The organism is Vibrio japonicus (assembly GCF_024582835.1).
In the GTDB taxonomy this organism is placed as follows: domain Bacteria; phylum Pseudomonadota; class Gammaproteobacteria; order Enterobacterales; family Vibrionaceae; genus Vibrio; species Vibrio japonicus.
This window is the reverse complement of the sequence record NZ_CP102096.1, coordinates 1041076-1058185: the sequence shown is the minus strand read 5'-3', so window position 1 is coordinate 1058185 and position 17110 is coordinate 1041076. Positions and strand designations below refer to the sequence as shown.

General features: G+C 44.3%; 15 protein-coding genes. 5 read left to right on the top strand and 10 right to left on the bottom strand.

Features of this window, described 5'->3' with window-relative positions; genetic code table 11:
• Window positions 1-96: 96 nt before the first annotated feature.
• From ycfP to hinT, 6 genes are all read right to left on the bottom strand, one after another.
• A complete protein-coding gene (gene ycfP, locus NP165_RS05135) occupies window positions 97-639 on the bottom strand; it encodes an alpha/beta hydrolase YcfP (RefSeq protein ID WP_257085242.1) in 543 nt (180 codons plus the stop codon).
• A 100-nt stretch (window positions 640-739) separates the two neighbouring features.
• Complete coding sequence (locus NP165_RS05130) at window positions 740-1594, bottom strand: phosphotransferase (RefSeq protein ID WP_257085240.1); 855 nt, start codon at window positions 1592-1594, stop codon at window positions 740-742.
• Window positions 1595-1610: 16 nt separating this feature from the next.
• A complete protein-coding gene (lpoB, locus tag NP165_RS05125; RefSeq protein ID WP_257085239.1) occupies window positions 1611-2201 on the bottom strand; it encodes a penicillin-binding protein activator LpoB in 591 nt (196 codons plus the stop codon).
• A 68-nt stretch (window positions 2202-2269) separates the two neighbouring features.
• Window positions 2270-2659: a YcfL family putative periplasmic lipoprotein gene (locus NP165_RS05120; protein ID WP_257085238.1), complete on the bottom strand. Its 390-nt coding sequence runs from the start codon at window positions 2657-2659 to the stop codon at window positions 2270-2272.
• Window positions 2656-4050 carry a COG3014 family protein gene (locus tag NP165_RS05115; RefSeq protein WP_257085237.1) on the bottom strand — a complete coding sequence of 465 codons (1395 nt, stop codon included), beginning with the start codon at window positions 4048-4050 and terminating at the stop codon, window positions 2656-2658. The genes NP165_RS05120 and NP165_RS05115 overlap by 4 nt, the downstream gene beginning before the upstream one ends.
• A gap of 101 nt (window positions 4051-4151) precedes the next feature.
• Window positions 4152-4502, bottom strand: coding sequence for a purine nucleoside phosphoramidase (gene hinT / locus NP165_RS05110; RefSeq protein WP_257085236.1), 351 nt, complete (start codon window positions 4500-4502; stop codon window positions 4152-4154).
• Between the two features lie 453 nt (window positions 4503-4955).
• On the opposite strand from hinT, the gene NP165_RS05105 reads away from it, so the two are divergent.
• Window positions 4956-6128, top strand: a complete 1173-nt coding sequence (locus NP165_RS05105; protein ID WP_257085235.1) for a DUF1887 family protein — start codon at window positions 4956-4958, stop codon at window positions 6126-6128.
• 95 nt (window positions 6129-6223) lie between these two features.
• Here the strand turns inward: NP165_RS05105 and fadR are convergent, their stop codons facing one another.
• Window positions 6224-7063, bottom strand: coding sequence for a fatty acid metabolism transcriptional regulator FadR (fadR, locus tag NP165_RS05100; protein WP_257085234.1), 840 nt, complete (start codon window positions 7061-7063; stop codon window positions 6224-6226).
• 686 nt (window positions 7064-7749) lie between these two features.
• On the opposite strand from fadR, the gene nhaB reads away from it, so the two are divergent.
• Both nhaB and dsbB read left to right on the top strand, forming a co-directional pair.
• Window positions 7750-9339 carry a Na(+)/H(+) antiporter NhaB gene (nhaB, locus tag NP165_RS05095; RefSeq protein WP_257085233.1) on the top strand — a complete coding sequence of 530 codons (1590 nt, stop codon included), beginning with the start codon at window positions 7750-7752 and terminating at the stop codon, window positions 9337-9339.
• Window positions 9340-9431: 92 nt separating this feature from the next.
• Entirely contained in the window at window positions 9432-9950 is a 519-nt protein-coding gene (gene dsbB, locus NP165_RS05090) for a disulfide bond formation protein DsbB (protein ID WP_257085232.1), read from the top strand.
• A gap of 76 nt (window positions 9951-10026) precedes the next feature.
• Here dsbB and NP165_RS05085 read toward each other — a convergent pair whose 3' ends face one another.
• Both NP165_RS05085 and lrp read right to left on the bottom strand, forming a co-directional pair.
• Window positions 10027-13017, bottom strand: coding sequence for a DNA translocase FtsK (locus tag NP165_RS05085; RefSeq protein ID WP_257085231.1), 2991 nt, complete (start codon window positions 13015-13017; stop codon window positions 10027-10029).
• Between the two features lie 139 nt (window positions 13018-13156).
• Window positions 13157-13651: a leucine-responsive transcriptional regulator Lrp gene (lrp, locus tag NP165_RS05080; RefSeq protein WP_257085230.1), complete on the bottom strand. Its 495-nt coding sequence runs from the start codon at window positions 13649-13651 to the stop codon at window positions 13157-13159.
• Between the two features lie 174 nt (window positions 13652-13825).
• Here lrp and ald point away from each other — a divergent pair, with 174 nt between their 5' ends.
• Window positions 13826-14950, top strand: coding sequence for an alanine dehydrogenase (ald, locus tag NP165_RS05075; RefSeq protein ID WP_257085229.1), 1125 nt, complete (start codon window positions 13826-13828; stop codon window positions 14948-14950).
• A gap of 88 nt (window positions 14951-15038) precedes the next feature.
• Here ald and yfbV read toward each other — a convergent pair whose 3' ends face one another.
• Entirely contained in the window at window positions 15039-15491 is a 453-nt protein-coding gene (yfbV, locus tag NP165_RS05070) for a terminus macrodomain insulation protein YfbV (protein ID WP_257085228.1), read from the bottom strand.
• Window positions 15492-15854: 363 nt separating this feature from the next.
• Here yfbV and NP165_RS05065 point away from each other — a divergent pair, with 363 nt between their 5' ends.
• Window positions 15855-17051, top strand: a complete 1197-nt coding sequence (locus tag NP165_RS05065) for an acetate kinase (protein ID WP_257085227.1) — start codon at window positions 15855-15857, stop codon at window positions 17049-17051.
• Window positions 17052-17110: the final 59 nt, after the last annotated feature.

The window sequence follows — 17110 nt, the reverse complement described above, 5'->3', positions numbered from 1 at the left end:
TGTAAAATGAGCACGTTTTAGTGCTAAATGGATAAGAAAAAAGCGACATGGTTATTCCCTGTCGCTTGTATCATTTAGATGCATTTCCAACACGTTTTATTTCTGTTCTTTAAAGGCTTTTATTGTTTGGAGATGTTGTGAGATTTTCTTGAACTTGTGACTTTGAGTTTCATCCCAAATAATGTCGTAATAATCTTCTAATTCCTCAGCTGTTTTGCGGTTGTCGTGCACTTCATCTTCTTTAGATAAAATAACCAAACAGCGTCGATTATTTTTCACGCGAAACTGCTCAACGCATTTTGTTGCAATGTCTTCATACTCTTCGGGTCTATCGATTCGACCCTGCATATTCGTTTCTGGGTGTAGATTGGGATTAAAAATCACCTGCTTAATACCACATAAAAAGCCAATCCGCTCTGACCAGTACCCACCTAAGCCAACACCGCATATTACAGGTTCTGGATCATCAGACTGTTCAATCACCTTATTCACTTCTTTTAGAAGGTGTTGCATGTCGTGTTTGGGATGCAAAGTACTATAGTTGATAAAACGTACATCATCGTCGATAAACTGCAGTTGAAGAACCTTTTCGTGGTTCCCCGGGCTTGTCGAATCGAAACCGTGTAAATAGATAATCATTGTATTTCCCCCACTCCTTACCCGTTAAATCTACCACTAATTACAAGGTTTTAAAGCGAACTAGATGAGATTAGCGTTGTTGACATTTCAAACAGTGATCTTAGCTACAAAATGTGTCGGCCGTATTTTGCGCTTGGGTTAAGTATTGCTCATCTCCCCAAAGTTGGTAGGCGAGCAAGTACCACAGCATAGCCATCATTGTCGCACGTGGTCTCCATGCCATAACGCCTTCAACCCAATCATCAACACCTTCGATGCCTCTGACTTGGCAATATTGGTGCACCGATTTAATGGGATCTTCGCCTAGCACATCAATACTGAGAGTAAGGTCTAACCTCGGATCGCCAATAACCGCGTATTCCCAATCAATCACTTTATTCCCTTGGGGTGTCCCCACCATGTTGTAGCCCGCTAAATCAAAGTGACACAACACCACGCCAACATCGGCCAAACTGGGAGCCTTACGCCAGGTTTGATACACCTCGTCATAAGGCGCATGTTTAAACTCTTCACGCAGCATCATCCAGTAATGATCGACCCTTGCGGTAAAATTAAAAGGAGCTACAGGAATACGACGAGTATCTAACTCGTGAATTCGAACCATCGTTTCTAAAAGGGAGTCAAAGCTCAGATCATGCGTTAAAGCATGGCCTTCAATCCATTCTACCAAGAGCCCTTGATCGTTAATGAAAATGGGTAAAGGCGATATTTTTGATTCACTGATGGCTGAAAGAATTTGGTGTTCTTGATGTCTGGAGATTGAGAACGCTTTTGTGATGGGAGTGGTTGGTCGCCAAACAAATGCATCGCCATTACTAGCGACAATTTTCCAGCAACGGTTGGTCAATCCGCCAGTCAGCGTGAGCGCATATTCTGGCGGTCGAGAAAAGAAGTGATCCAAGGACATGAGTGAACGATCAAGTTGGCATGCTTCATACCACGACATTCTTGCCATAAATCACCTCTTACAATTAAAGACCAAGTAGGCTTTTTGATTCTTGTTTGCGAATTTCCGTCTCATCCGCCCACTCAATTAGGCCTGATTCTAGGTCCATTAAGCGCATGGTCATTTTGTAATAAACGTCTTTATCACTGCCGGCACTCTTCGCTATGCTCGAAAGGTTGCCGTATAGCATGTACTGCGCTCCAACCATCTTACCAAACTGGATAGCAGCACTTTGGTTCACTAACTGATCGTTGTTTTGAAAGTTAAGCTGCTCGCGTACTTGCTCAACACGGTCCATATCGACGAAACGGAACTTACCCGAGTTAAGTAGCTTCGTACTGATCGTATCTGTAATGGATTCCGTATCAATATGTTCGCTTGTCTTATTCTTAATACGTTCTACAAAAACAATTGGACGTGAGTTACGAGTAATCGCTGCCACCGAACCTGACACCATCATACTATCTACCATTTGACCTGCGATGGTTTGTAGATCCGTCGATCCGAAATCAATCGTTGTTGTTTCCACTGCTTGTGCATCACCGTATGACACGCGGTTCGAACAACCGCCTAGGATGACGGCTAAGCCAAGTAAAGCGATAACACTTTTCTTCATTCTTGGTTCCTCAAAAGTATCGTTATAATCTATCTGTATGATCTAAAGGTGACATACTTTAGCTCATGTTAATTGTTGTTTTCGCGAATCTGAACACGGAATTGTCGCCCTTTTGGATTCACAGAAACTTCTGAAATATGGATCGTTTCAAAACCACGCACAATGGCTTGACGCCAAGGGCCTAGTTTCGTGTTCACTTCTAAGCCGTTATCGTCGTACCAATAAAAGCGGTACAGAATAGCCTGATCCCCTTTGTATCGACTCGTCAGACGAACAATGCCTCGCGCATGCCCCTCTTCTTGTACTGTTGATATATCTTCAATCAGAAGATGACCTGCAAGAACATTGTCATCAAACAACACTTGCTGAGTTGAACCATCGACGCGCAATCCTGCGGTATTGTCTGCACAACCTACCATTGTCAATGCGACAATCGCTGTGATAAGCCATTTTTTCATCGGATATTTCCTAACTGTTTATGCCAAATTGTAGCACTGTTCCCTTGGCGTGATACCCACACCAATACAGTGTCCCCTTCGTCTACGTGGAATTGGATTCTCTTATCCGCAACCTCAATCACATGGTCGCCGGCAGTCACAACTTCACTGCTACTGCGAATCTCCCCAGGCAGTGTTAACCAGCTTCGTGTATCTGCTTGTTCAGTCATTACATTCCAAACATTAAACAATAGATTCCCTACACCATTTTGCTCAGTCGTTTGACGGCGAAGTTGGTCTTTAGCCCAAACCCGTATCGCCTGACGAATGATAATTGCTGGCATGCGTTCAGACAGATTCTTTTGCGCCATTAAATTCACATCGGTCAATAAGTCACTAGACAGCTGGCTTTGGTCGAGTGTCATAGGTAGAAAACTCTGCGTTTGCGCAGTTGGGTAGTATGGCAGAGAAATACTGTATAAGGCCCCTAAGCCACGACTGTCAAACAAAGGCAAACTTTGCTTCCACGCCTGCATTGCCTCAACAATACCCTGCTCTTCTAACACAATCACTCGAGATTCATTACTCGCCAACGTCTTAGCCTTACCGTAACGTCTCTCAAGTTGTTTTAAATCAGAACTCATTCCTAAACGCTTTGCGACTCGCTTAGTACCTTCTATCACTTGCGTGTTATCTGGTGCTACGGCTAACGCACGTCTGTAGTCCACATACGCGCTGTTTAACTCTCCACTGGCTTCATACAATAGAGCCGACAAATACAGCAGATAACCATTTTGTACGGCTTTTAGCGTGTCACCAGCATCTGGGTATTGAGATAATATACTCCCGAGGTTGGGCGATAGGCCCTGATTTTCAAGCTGCTCTTGCGCAGATTCGAGCTCCCTCTCTCTTTCTTTACGCGCGCGTTCTTGGACAATGTTGGCACGTCTCATTTCAACCAAGGCATCTTCTAGACTATTTTGCTGTATATAGTTCAGACCCAAATAAAGGTGCAAAAATCCGAGTTCATAGTCCGCAGGTTGGTAGACGCTAAGATTATCATTCACTGCAAAAGAGCTAATACTTGCCGCAGATTCGGATACTGAGATGACAGCCTTGTCTTGAAGCTCTCTCACCGCTGAGTCACCGCGTGCTAACGAGGCTTGGCTCTGCTGAAATTGCTCGTTAAGTAATTGGACACGCCCTTTTTCTAAGTTGTCGAGTATATCGCCCGCAACATACTCCGGCAGCAGTGCATCGGCTTCTTGATAGTGCCCAGACTTAACGGCCTGATAAACAGCTTCGTTTTGAGCGCTGTAATGACTAAATAAGTTTCCTGCCGAAAAGCTCGAGCATGCGGAAAGAAACGCAGAACTAGCGAGAATGAATGCGAGTTTAACGTATTGACGCACCTCGTACTCCAATGATCTTAAATAGTTACAATTGATAAGCATAAAGGATGACAGTGCCGGAAGAAAGAGCCACCGACACCAAATTGAATGGGATATATTGATTAACTCATCAGCATAGGACCAAGAGGTCTACCGCCTAACAAGTGCATGTGAATATGGTACACTTCCTGACCACCGTGAGAATTGCAGTTTACAATCAAACGATAACCGTCTTCGGCAATGCCCTCTTCTTTTGCTAGCTTACGAGCAACAACAAACATACGACCCATTAACGCTTCATCTTCATCGTTTACGTCATTCACTGTCGGAATCAACTTGTTTGGGATAATAAGGATATGACTAGGCGCGCGAGGGTTAATATCACGAAATGCAGTCACAAGTTCGTCTTGATAAACCACATCCGCTGGAATTTCTTTACGAATAATCTTACTAAAAATGGTTTCTTCAGCCATGAAGTGCTCCGTGTTTTTATCTTTTACATATTTGTCGTCCTCGAGTATGCGTCAAGCGGCGCAAAATCACCAATGAAAATCAGTGATTAACGCCAAATAAAACGTGCATCGGAATCTTCCTTGAACAAACTCTGCGCTTAAACACGACAAGTGTTTATCTTGTGATCAGCAAAATAAAAGCAATTTTATTAAACCTATAATAGACCAAGGCTTTTAATGATCTCATTCAGTCACGCTGGTTCTTAAACCAATGTTGGTAAATTCAATGGAGATCTAGGAGCTAACGAGACTCTCAGCCCATCATTTACGCTATAACAATATTGAAAGTAGGAACAAACACGTCTAATTTTGCGAGTTACCCTTGTTTTTTATGACCCGCGACATTATATGGATAATAGGCTTGCCCCTTATTTTCCTTCACATTTTTTTGCAAGCCATACTTGAGGAACAGTTATGGCAATACATGTTGGCATCATCGACCAAGACCCTATTCGCTTGGTAACTCCGTTGCTAGACAATCGTACTACCAGTAACCATATCGTTTTTATTGGCGTAAAAGCGCAAGAAGAGATGTATGCGCGCCTTCATAAAGTACTGGCGAAACGTCAAATTACCTCTGAGTTTTTTGAAATCCCTAATGTTGCTAATACTTCCAAAATTAAACAGGCAATCGCACTTCTTGCAGACGATTTAAATCAAAGATTCACAGAGGTAAAGCTGAACGCGAGCTGTGGTCTTCGTCATCGCCTGTTATCGGTATATGAGATATTTCGTAGTTTTCACTGGCCGATTTTCGTTGTAGAGCCAAGTTCTGACCGCTTGTGTTGGCTGTACCCTGATGGTCTAGACGATGCTCAAGTACAAGATCGCATAACAATAGATGATTATCTGACAATATTTGGTGCTCGAGGCGAATTTAGCGAGAGCCAACTCCCACCTAAATTGGATCAAAAGCTTTATGAGTTGGGTGAACGCTGGGCAAGCAATGCTTTAGAGCTAGGGCCAGGCTTAGCCACGCTCAATTATTTAGCCACCACATGCCGTAAAGAACAAAAGCTTGATGTTGAGCTGTCTGAGAAGCAACAAGGTTATCGTGAACTTAATATGCTACTCAGTGACTTGGTTGAAGCAGACATCGCCACTTACGAAAAGGGTATTCTCACCTTCGCCGATGAAGATGCGAGACGCTTCTCTAATGGGGAATGGCTCGAAACGCTCGTACACAGCACTGTTCGTCAAATTCAAAAAGACATGCCAACGATTCAGGATCACTCATTAAACGTACAAGTTTATCGTCAGCTTGGTGATAGAGAAGTCCGAAATGAGCTTGACGTTGCGTCTGTCGTGAATAACAAACTGCACATCATAGAGTGTAAAACCAAAGGTATGCGAGACGACGGTGACGATACGCTGTACAAGTTGGAATCACTCAGAGACTTACTTGGGGGCTTGCAGGCTCGCGCTATGTTGGTGAGTTTCCGACCTCTTCGCCACAATGATATTACTCGAGCAGAAGACTTAGGTTTGGCACTCATTGGCCCAGACGAGTTGAAAGATCTGAAAACGCATCTCACAAGCTGGTTCCAAGAAGCTGGCGGGAATGAAGATGAATGTGCGGATTGTTAATGGTCTAGCAGACCTACTGCTACACTCCTCTAGCTTACAAACAATAAAAAAACCGCTGATGCGGTTTTTTATTGTTGTCATTGAAGGTAAAGAGCTTAGCTGTCATCTTCTGTAAAGTTGGTAGGTAGTGTCATCTTCATTTTATTCCAGACTTGCGCACTTTCCATCCCATAATTACGAATAACAATCAGGATTCTATCACGATCACCTGACTCACAAACGTCGAGCAAATCATGGTAGAACTTTAATGCCAAATCTCGCGCATGCGGATTAGAAAAGTAGTAACTACCCACGCGATCATATAGCTTTTTCAATCCATTAAAGATCAAACCATAAATTTGGTTACCAGAATGGAACGCTAAGCGTTGGAAAAGCATGTAATCATAGAAATTGAACGTTTTCGCAATCAAAATTGCCTGACGTTTTTCCTCGTCCTTTTCACCATCATCTTTTACGTGCTGAAGAATCTTGTCTGCATAAGCTGACGATTCCATAAACGTGTCCCATGATTCAGAGGCAAGGAGGGCTTCGCAAGACTCGATAACCGTTGAGATAGTTTTCTCTGAGCTTTCTTTATTCGCCTTGAATGCGTATCGCATGAAAATCGGGCTAATGTTAGTACGTGCTGCAAGCAAATCCTCAACGATAGAAGTCGCGTTTTCCGCGTCTAGAGTCATCAAAGTATCTAAAATGTGTAGCCCCGATGTTTCCATAAACTGATTAACTCGGGTTGGTTTCCCATGCTGGATAGTAAGCCAGCCATCACGAGCTAAACGTTGTAACACTTCACGCAATGTAGTTCGGGTTACACCAATAAGTTCGGAGAGCTCTCGTTCTGCAGGTAAAATAGAGCCAGGAGGGAAGCGTCCTTTCCAAATACTTTCAATAATGTATTTTTCCGCAAATCCCGCTGGGCTCTTTGCCTTTATGACCATTTATGTTTTATCCAATATTTATTTTATATGGGTCTAATAGAACTCATCATACCACTAGTTATGAGTTATCGGAAACCGCAAGCAAGTAAACTTGGTGTCAAACATACTTAAAGTATAAGCTCTAATTGCACCGCAGGTATTTTGTATATTCCCATCAATGATTAACGCACTTATTTCGAAGTTTAATAAAAAATTAACACCGTTAACCAACTGTGAAGTCTATACTTTTTTACTATTTCTTAGTTTTCAAATTTGCAAAAACCTTCCTGAAATCACGGCAAAAAGCACGTTAAATTCACTGCTATATTAGAACTTCAGGCTCACCCCGCATGTAGTGATGCGTTTTAACAACTATTAAGTCATCTTTACGCAACTCAGATCGCGTTTTTTGACAAAAATTCCGAATCTAATTATCTAAGTCCACTTAAATTATTGACTAAATCTAGCTGTGGAGTAGAGTGACGACCGAAGTAAAAGTGCTTGTCTTCTCAGGGAGTGACTTGGCAAGACCACATTGATAACGCCTTATGTCGTTTTACTAAGTCGCTGTTGGATCGGGTACGCAGCCTAAGTTTTAAAAAACAATCACTCATCGTATATTTGTGGTTTAGTTTACTACTGCTCCGATTTATGAATACAAGCATTTGTAGTGTCGATTCATAACAACATATAAGAGTATTACGATCATGCCGATTTCACTCGGAAATGCGTTTATTAAGAACTTTCTTGGTAAAGCCCCTGATTGGTACAAAGTTGCCATCATCTCATTTCTTATACTGAACCCTATTGTTTTCTTCCTCGTTGACCCTTTTGTAGCTGGCTGGTTGCTCGTTGCTGAGTTTATCTTTACGCTCGCTATGGCGCTTAAGTGCTACCCTTTGCAGCCAGGTGGTTTGCTAGCCATCGAAGCCATCGCAATTGGAATGACCAGTCCAGAGCAGGTAAAACACGAGCTTGTCGCTAATATTGAAGTGCTACTACTGCTTATCTTTATGGTTGCTGGTATCTACTTCATGAAACAGTTACTACTGTTTATTTTTACGAAGATACTACTAGGTATCCGCTCCAAATCCATGCTGTCTGTGGCATTCTGTTTCGCGGCTGCATTTCTCTCTGCTTTCCTTGACGCGTTAACCGTTATTGCTGTTGTTATCAGCGTTGCGGTTGGCTTCTACGCTATTTATCACAAAGTAGCGTCAGGTAAAGGGTCCAGCGCAACACATGACCATACGCAAGATGACCACCTATCAGAACTGACACGTGATGACCTTGAAAACTACCGTGCGTTTTTACGTTCACTGCTCATGCATGCGGGTGTCGGTACGGCACTTGGTGGTGTTATGACCATGGTAGGCGAACCACAAAACTTAATCATCGCGGATCAAGCAAGCTGGAATTTCGGCGAGTTTATTATCCGTATGCTTCCTGTCACTGCACCTGTCTTTGTTTGTGGACTTATTACATGTGTGCTAGTCGAGAAGTTTAAAGTGTGCGGTTATGGTGCGCGCCTTCCTGACAACGTACGTAAAATTCTGGTTGATTTCGACAATGAAGAAAGAAAAACGCGTACTAACCTAGATGTGGCAAAACTGTGGATTCAAGGTGCCATTGCGGTTTGGTTGATTGTTGGTCTTGCGTTGCACTTAGCGGCTGTAGGCCTTATTGGTCTATCTGTGATTATCCTAGCAACGGCATTTACAGGCGTTATTGAAGAGCACGCTCTTGGTAAAGCATTTGAAGAGGCGTTGCCGTTTACTGCCCTATTAGCGGTTTTCTTCTCTGTGGTTGCCGTGATTATCGATCAGGAGTTGTTCAAACCTGTTATTGATGCGGTATTGCATGTAGAAGATAAAGGCGCGCAACTTGCGTTGTTCTACGTCGCTAACGGTGTTCTTTCTATGGTGTCAGACAACGTGTTCGTAGGTACGGTTTACATCAACGAAGTTAAAACAGCACTTGTTGAAGGTATCATCACCCGCGACCAATTTGACTTGTTAGCAGTTGCGATCAATACCGGTACTAACCTACCTTCCGTCGCAACACCAAACGGTCAGGCCGCTTTCCTATTCCTACTGACATCGACTCTGGCTCCGCTAATTCGTTTGTCTTACGGCCGAATGGTCATCATGGCTCTGCCATACACTATCGTACTGGCTATTGTTGGCCTAGTGGGCATCATGTACTTTGTTGAACCTATGACACAGTGGTTCTACGATGCAGGCTGGATTTCCCATCATACTGGTGAAGTCATGCACGCGGTATCAAATGGCCACTAACCCATATTTGAAAAGTTTTTATTGCTACTGAAACTTTTACACGATAAAAAGCTCTGATATGTCAGAGCTTTTTTTATTACTAGGACACCTCTGTGAATATTCTTTCCGCACTTAAAACGTTTTCGCAAGGCCGACTATCTTGGCTATTACTACTCATCTTTGTCGTGTTTTTTGAAGCATGCGCTCTATTCTTTCAACACGTTATGATGCTTGCGCCATGTGTCATGTGTATATACGAGAGAATCGCAATGCTAGGCATTGGTGCTGCGGCGCTTATTGGTTTGATTGCCCCGCAAAACCCTCTTGTAAGATGGTCTGGTTTTGCGGTTTGGGGAGCAAGCGCCTATAAGGGTTTAGCACTGTCTTTACAGCACGTGGATTATCAATTTAACCCATCGCCATTTGCGACTTGCGATTTGTTTGTAACCTTCCCAAGCTGGGCGCCACTCAACCAATGGGCTCCTTGGCTGTTTGAAGCGTATGGCGATTGCAGCAAGATTGTGTGGCAGTTTCTCACACTCTCTATGCCGCAATGGTTGGTGGTTATTTTCGCTGCAAATCTTATTGCCTTGGCTGTCATTGTTGTTTCTCAATTTGCCAAGAACAAATAATTGTTGGCTCTCTTCTTTTAAGTACAAAAAAAGCGCAGGAATTCCTGCGCTTCTTACTTTACTTGTTTGAGTTGAGTTAGTTCATATCTCGGCCTGGAGCCGGAGCTAATACTTCACGGTTACCATTGTGGCCCGGGGCACTAACAATACCTTGTGACTCCAACTGCTCGACGATTCGCGCAGCGCGGTTATAGCCAATTTTAAAGCGGCGCTGAACACCAGAAACAGAACCACGTCGAGATTGAACAACGTGTTCAACCACTTGATCGAACAGCGGATCCATCTCCTCATCCCCTTCAGGTTTCTCACCCGGAAGTAATGCTTCAGGGCCTTGATCGCCATGAGTGATTTCGTCAATGTAATTTGGCTTACCACGCGCTTTCCAGTTGTTCACCACAGCATGAACATCATCATCAGATGCAAACGCACCGTGAACACGAATTGTGTGGCTAGAACCTGGTGGTAGATAAAGCATGTCACCCATGCCCAGCAGCGATTCTGCGCCGCCTTGGTCTAGAATGGTGCGCGAGTCCGTTTTTGTTGAAACGGTAAATGCCACACGCGTTGGGATGTTAGCTTTAATCAAGCCAGTGATCACATCAACAGAAGGACGCTGAGTCGCAAGAATCAAGTGAATACCCGCTGCACGCGCTTTTTGCGCGAGTCGTGCAATCAACTCTTCAACCTTCTTACCAACAACCATCATAAGATCTGCAAACTCGTCGACGACCACAACGATGTACGGCAGTTTTTCTAGCAACGGCGGATACTCATCCATACTATCACCCGGCTGCCATAGTGGGTCGTGAATCGGATGCCCTGCCTCTGCCGCCATTTTGAGTTTGTCGTTAAAACCTTTGATATTTCGCACGCCCAATGCTGACATCAGCTTATAGCGGCGTTCCATCTCTCCCACACACCAGCGTAGTGCATTCGACGCGTCTTTCATGTCCGTGACGACTTCTGATAACAGGTGTGGAATACCTTCATAAATGGAAAGTTCCAACATCTTAGGGTCAATCATAATGAAGCGCACTTCTTCTGGGGTTGCTTTGTAAAGCATACTCAGAATCATTACGTTAACACCAACCGACTTACCTGAGCCTGTCGTACCTGCTACAAGAACATGCGGCATTTTTGACAGATCAGCCACGACAGCTTCACCCGCGATATCTTGTCCGAGGACAACGGTAGTCGGGGATTTCGCTTCAATAAATTGTTGGCTTCCCACAACATCAGAGAAGTATACGGTCTGGCGGCTCATATTTGGCAGTTCAAGGCCAACATACGGCTTGCCCGGAATCACCTCAACAACTCGTACTGCCATGGCAGAAAGAGAACGCGCCAAGTCCATTGATAGCCCAGAAATTCGGCTAACTTTCACACCCGGCGCAAGATCCAATTCAAAGCGCGTAATGACTGGCCCAGGGAAAATATCCACCACTTCTGCTTTAATCTTGTAGTCTGCAAGTTTCGCTTCTACTAGACGCGCAATCTCTTCCAGCGCATCGCGATCAATGAAGTTCTCGCGCTTCTCCGGGTGATAAAGGAGCTCAAGCGTCGGCATAGGCTCTTTTGGCTTGGGTAGATTAGTATCTTGCTGTACTAAGAATGGGTTACGTTGAGCGACTGCGTTCGCTTGCGCATCTGCAACGATATTCTGGAAGGCAGAAACGTCTTTGTCCTGCTCTGTCACTTCTTCCACGTCAACACTGGCCGATCGTTCGATTTCTTCCTCTGCAACGTCAAACGTTGAAATCACAGGCTCTTGATGAACAGGATCGGGTTCAATATTAGACGTGATTTCGTCTAGGCTTTGAGGCTCAATAACAGGTTGAGTATCGTCTGCTACAACGTCTGACTGTGAATCTACCCAAGGTAAAGATTGGGCAACATCGACCTCTTGAGATCTATCAGGCTGGTAATCATTATCCACTTCACCGAAATATTCCTCTTGAGAAGCCATATATTCCTGTGGATAGTCGTCCATTTGCTGAGGAAAATCTTCTTCAGACTGCGCGGCAGCCTCTAACTCTTCAATGGTGGCTCCAAGCTGGTGAGTACGCTCCATAAGCGGTTCTTCATGATAGGAAGGCGTAGGCTCAACCTCTAGATTCGGCTTGGTGTAAATTGGTTCCACTGATGCTTGTTGTACTCGCTCTACTGGAACCACAGGTGTCACTGGTGTTGTATGTGCTACAGGTGGTGCAGCTGTTACTGGAGTATTGTCTTCGACTACAGGCACGCCTGAAAAGACAGGCTCTTTACGCTCTTCAGGCACATGGATATTAAATCTGCGCTGAGGCTCGCGCTCTACTTCTGGCTTCGCATCAAAAGCAGTAGTCGGCTCTATAGGCTCCTGTTCTTTTAACCTAGAAGGCTCTGGTGTAGTCAGCTGGGGCTCATATACTTCTTCACGCTCTCCACGGAGTTTATTTACCAACCCAGTAAAGAGTGATATGGCTTTATCACCCAGCCAATCGACAATCGTCAACCACGATATACCCGTCAGTAGTGTCAAACCCGCTCCCCAAAGAAACAGCAGTACAAGTGTTGTGCCCAGCACGTTGAATGTTGGAAGAGACAGAGTCGTCAGTACATCCCCTATTACGCCTCCTGAGGAGAAATACCAGATATCGTCGAAGTTGATATCAGCCAGACCACAACTGGTTAATATCAATATGGTCAAGCCAAGTAAACGCGTTCCCCACAACATCAAGTCTATGGATTCATCTTCGCCTCGTTTTCTCAGTACGACCCACGCTGCCACGGTGATAATAAAAGGGATCGGATATGCTAAAGAACCAAAGGTAAAGAACAGCGTGTCGGCAAGCCAAGCACCTAAAAGGCCACCAGCGTTTTCGACGTCCGCTCCCCACGCAGTCTGAGACCAAGATGGATCGGCTGGGCTAAATGTCAGAAGTGCGACAGACAACAAGATAGAGAGCAGCACAATAACGATAAGCATGCACTCTTTAATTCGCTGTGGACCAGACAAACGGGAAGACTGAGGCTCTTCACCAGTTTTGATTATTGTTTCAACTTTAATTCTGTTCTCTTTGAACATAGCCAACTTATCTTAGAAATGTAGGAAAAAAAATAGTCCGAGCGGCATTGCCACTCGGACTATCGATTTAACCATATCAGGGCATAAAACCCAATTACATAAAGTCAGAATATCGAAAGGTATTCGAAACTGAAGTGAATTAACGTGTCTTTATCACTAACTGGTTAGTTTGCTTCACTTCTTCCATTACTACGTAAGTACGGGTGTCATTCACACCAGGTAAACGCAGTAAGGTATCCCCAAGTAACTTACGATAAGCACTCATATCTGATACGCGCGTTTTCAACAAGTAATCAAAATCACCTGAAACTAGGTGGCACTCTTGAATATCGTCGAGTTTTTGAACTGCAGTATTAAACTGTTCAAATACGTCTGGTGCACCACGATTTAATGTAATTTCAACGAATACAAGTAGTGATGCATCCAGATATTGAGGGTTCAGCAACGCTGTATACCCTGTAATATATCCTTGGCGATCCAAACGGCGTACACGCTCTAAACACGGTGTCGGAGATAGTCCAACACGCTTAGATAATTCTACATTCGAAATACGACCATCTTTCTGTAACTCATTGAGAATGTTACGATCGATACGGTCTAAATCCTTGGACGGCTTCTTATTGTTGTCTGCCATTTATTATCCCACCTTATTACTTCCTTGCAAAAATATATACTACAACTTTTTAATATTTAGTATCAAATTTTATTACATCACACCTACACTAGATATACGTCCAACAATACCCTACTCGATAGCCTTTACAACTATGAACTGATTTTTCAACTCACATACAACTAAGGAGTCAGGATGATCATTGGCGTACCAAAGGAAATCAAGAACCATGAATACCGTGTAGGCTTGGTCCCTGCCAGCGTTCGAGAACTCGTATCTCACGGCCACCAAATTTTTGTAGAAACAAATGCTGGTGCAGGCATCGGTTTTTCAGACGATGATTACATCGCTGTAGGCGCATCCATACTTCCTACTGCCGCTGAGGTATTTGCCACAGCAGAAATGATAGTTAAGGTAAAAGAACCTCAATCAATCGAGCGAGCTATGCTTCGCGAGGGGCAAATTTTATTTACCTATTTGCACCTAGCTCCAGATTTTCCACAAACTGAAGAGCTAATCAAGAGCAAAGCTGTCTGTATAGCATATGAAACTGTAACAGATAATATGGGCCGCTTACCACTGCTAGCACCAATGTCTGAGGTTGCCGGTCGCATGTCTATTCAAGCAGGTGCACAAACTTTAGAGAAGTCTCGAGGAGGTTGTGGTTTGCTCCTAGGAGGTGTTCCCGGCGTTGCACCCGCGAAAGTCGTCATCATTGGAGGCGGTGTTGTTGGCGCAAATGCAGCGCGTATGGCGATTGGCCTTCGCGCCGATGTGACGATACTTGACCGCAACGTTGACACATTACGCCGTTTGGATGAAGAATTCCAGGGTCATGCAAAAATCGTTTACTCTACTGACGACGCAATAGAAAAACACGTTCTCGAAGCAGACTTAGTCATCGGTGCAGTTTTAATCCCTGGCGCTGCCGCTCCTAAACTCGTCACCAAAGAGCACGTCTCTAGAATGAAACCAGGGGCAGCGGTGGTGGATGTTGCCATAGACCAAGGTGGTTGTTTTGAAACGTCTCACGCAACAACGCACGCGGATCCAACCTATATTGTTGATGATGTTGTACATTACTGTGTGGCGAATATGCCCGGGGCTGTTGCCCGCACATCGACTTTCGCTCTAAACAACGCGACGCTACCTTATATCGTTAAACTCGCCAATAAGGGCTACCGTGACGCGCTCCTAGAAGACAAAGGTTTGCTAGAAGGCCTGAACGTGATTCATGGGAAAGTGACGTGTAAAGAAGTTGCCGAAGGGTTCAACTTAGAATATGTCGACCCAGTAAAAGCGATTTCTATGTTCAGCTAAGTTTAGACGCAAGCAGGCGCTCAACTTTTGTGAGTGCTTGTCTATTTTTTCTGTACTGGAACGTTTTCTGTTAGGTGTTCCCTACTGACTAAAACCAGCGTTCCAGTGATGCTTTGTCTAATTGCCTGAAAGCTCGATTTAAAATTTGCGCTAACTCTTTATACCTAGGGCGTGATTTCATAGGCTCTAGCGCGAATCCGCTCTCAACAATTTTTTGGTGAAGCTCTCGATACCATCCCGCCAATGAGGGCGGTAACTGGGTATTCGCTCGGTTCCCCAACCACCACATTCCTTGAATAGGCATGCTGATCGCAAACAAAGCAATGATGACCGTCTGCGGCATTGACTGGTAGTTATTGAACACCATTTGAGTCAACACACTGATTGCGGCAATGGCGGGCATGACTTTAATCCCAAAGCGAGTCGCTTTAATAATACGTTGCTCTGGAAACAGTAAGTTGAGCTCCTTTCGCATTGGCCAAGTATCCATGTACTTCTGCCCATTGCGTAGGCTATGAACTAATCCGACTTTGTTACTCATACAACTCTCACTCTATAACTTCGGGCTGCAACTAAAATAAAATTGAAAGATTAAACTAAAAACATAAAAAAATGATAAAAGTTAATATTCTTTCAAAAATTTTTTGTTATCATTGGCGCTTATCGTTATCCTTTGCAGACCTACTCTCTCATTGTTGCTGTTATTTAGCAGATAAGCAACTATTGAGACCTATCTGCAAGGATGCAAACGCGGTGATTTGGAATCACCACGGTCATAATTAGACGGAATTAGAAGTTTTTTTGACCAAGATTAGTACGCGCTATTTTCAGCATCGACTATTCTTGTGATTAATTTTCATCCTTACTGATTGATTTCAATCAGACGAATAACAGGTAGTCACTCATGTCTAAGCTAGTTTTAGTTTTAAACTGCGGTAGTTCTTCTCTTAAGTTCGCTATTGTTGATGCAGCAAATGGCGACGAGCACCTAACAGGTCTTGCTGAATGTCTTCACCTTCCTGAAGCACGTATCAAGTGGAAACTTGATGGCAAGCACGAAGCACAATTAGGCGAAGGCGCTGCACACGATGAAGCTCTATCTTTCATCGTTGAAACTATTCTTGCTTCTAAGCCAGAACTTGCAGAGCAGCTAAAAGCTGTTGGTCACCGCGTTGTACACGGCGGCGAGAAATTCACTCAATCAGTGCTTATCACTGACGAGGTACTACAAGGTATCGAAGACTGTGCAACTCTAGCACCTCTTCACAACCCAGCAGCGATCATCGGTATCAAAGCAGCTCAAAAAGCATTCCCTGGCCTACCAATGTCTGCAGTATTCGACACTGCATTCCACCAAACAATGCCAGAAGAAGCGTACCTATACGCACTTCCATACAAACTATACAAAGAGAACGGCATCCGTCGTTACGGTATGCACGGTACTTCTCACCTATTCATCGCTCGCGAAGCAGCTGAGCGTCTAGGTAAGCCTGCTGATGAACTAAACATCATCAACTGCCACCTAGGTAACGGTGCATCTGTATGTGCAATCAAGAACGGTAAATCTGTAGATACTTCTATGGGTCTAACTCCACTTGAAGGTCTAGTAATGGGTACTCGTTGTGGTGACATCGATCCTGCGATCATCTTCCACCTACACGACGCGCTAGGTTACTCTGTTGATCAAATCAACACGATGCTAACTAAAGAGTCTGGTCTACAAGGTCTGACTGAAGTGACTTCTGACTGTCGTTTCGTTGAAGACAACTACGGCCAAAAAGAAGAAGCAACTCGCGCGATGGACGTATTCTGTCACCGTCTAGCTAAGTACGTAGCGGGTTACACTGCAACTCTAGAAGGTCGTCTAGACGCGATCGTATTCACTGGTGGTATCGGTGAGAACTCAGGCCCAATCCGTGAAATGGTTCTAAACCGTCTTGGCGTATTCGGTATCGAAGTTGATGGTGAAGCGAACCTTAAAGCACGTTTCGGCGGCGAAGGCACTATCACAACTGCAGATAGCCGCATCCCTGCAATGGTTATCTCTACAAACGAAGAGCTAGTTATTGCTGAAGACACTGCTCGTCTAGCAGCGCTTTAATTGACTCAACCGGTTGGCCTAGTGCCAGCCGGTGTTCTTACTGGGGCTTAACTCCTATT

What these genes read in the sequence shown, in the direction of transcription:
- ycfP (WP_257085242.1), bottom strand. Translation starts at nt 639, where the DNA reads ATGATTATCTATTTACACGGTTTCGATTCGACAAGCCCGGGGAACCAC.
- NP165_RS05130 (WP_257085240.1), bottom strand. Translation starts at nt 1,594, where the DNA reads ATGGCAAGAATGTCGTGGTATGAAGCATGCCAACTTGATCGTTCACTC.
- lpoB (WP_257085239.1), bottom strand. Translation starts at nt 2,201, where the DNA reads ATGAAGAAAAGTGTTATCGCTTTACTTGGCTTAGCCGTCATCCTAGGC.
- NP165_RS05120 (WP_257085238.1), bottom strand. Translation starts at nt 2,659, where the DNA reads ATGAAAAAATGGCTTATCACAGCGATTGTCGCATTGACAATGGTAGGT.
- hinT (WP_257085236.1), bottom strand. Translation starts at nt 4,502, where the DNA reads ATGGCTGAAGAAACCATTTTTAGTAAGATTATTCGTAAAGAAATTCCA.
- NP165_RS05105 (WP_257085235.1), top strand. Translation starts at nt 4,956, where the DNA reads ATGGCAATACATGTTGGCATCATCGACCAAGACCCTATTCGCTTGGTA.
- fadR (WP_257085234.1), bottom strand. Translation starts at nt 7,063, where the DNA reads ATGGTCATAAAGGCAAAGAGCCCAGCGGGATTTGCGGAAAAATACATT.
- nhaB (WP_257085233.1), top strand. Translation starts at nt 7,750, where the DNA reads ATGCCGATTTCACTCGGAAATGCGTTTATTAAGAACTTTCTTGGTAAA.
- NP165_RS05085 (WP_257085231.1), bottom strand. Translation starts at nt 13,017, where the DNA reads ATGTTCAAAGAGAACAGAATTAAAGTTGAAACAATAATCAAAACTGGT.
- lrp (WP_257085230.1), bottom strand. Translation starts at nt 13,651, where the DNA reads ATGGCAGACAACAATAAGAAGCCGTCCAAGGATTTAGACCGTATCGAT.
- ald (WP_257085229.1), top strand. Translation starts at nt 13,826, where the DNA reads ATGATCATTGGCGTACCAAAGGAAATCAAGAACCATGAATACCGTGTA.
- yfbV (WP_257085228.1), bottom strand. Translation starts at nt 15,491, where the DNA reads ATGAGTAACAAAGTCGGATTAGTTCATAGCCTACGCAATGGGCAGAAG.
- NP165_RS05065 (WP_257085227.1), top strand. Translation starts at nt 15,855, where the DNA reads ATGTCTAAGCTAGTTTTAGTTTTAAACTGCGGTAGTTCTTCTCTTAAG.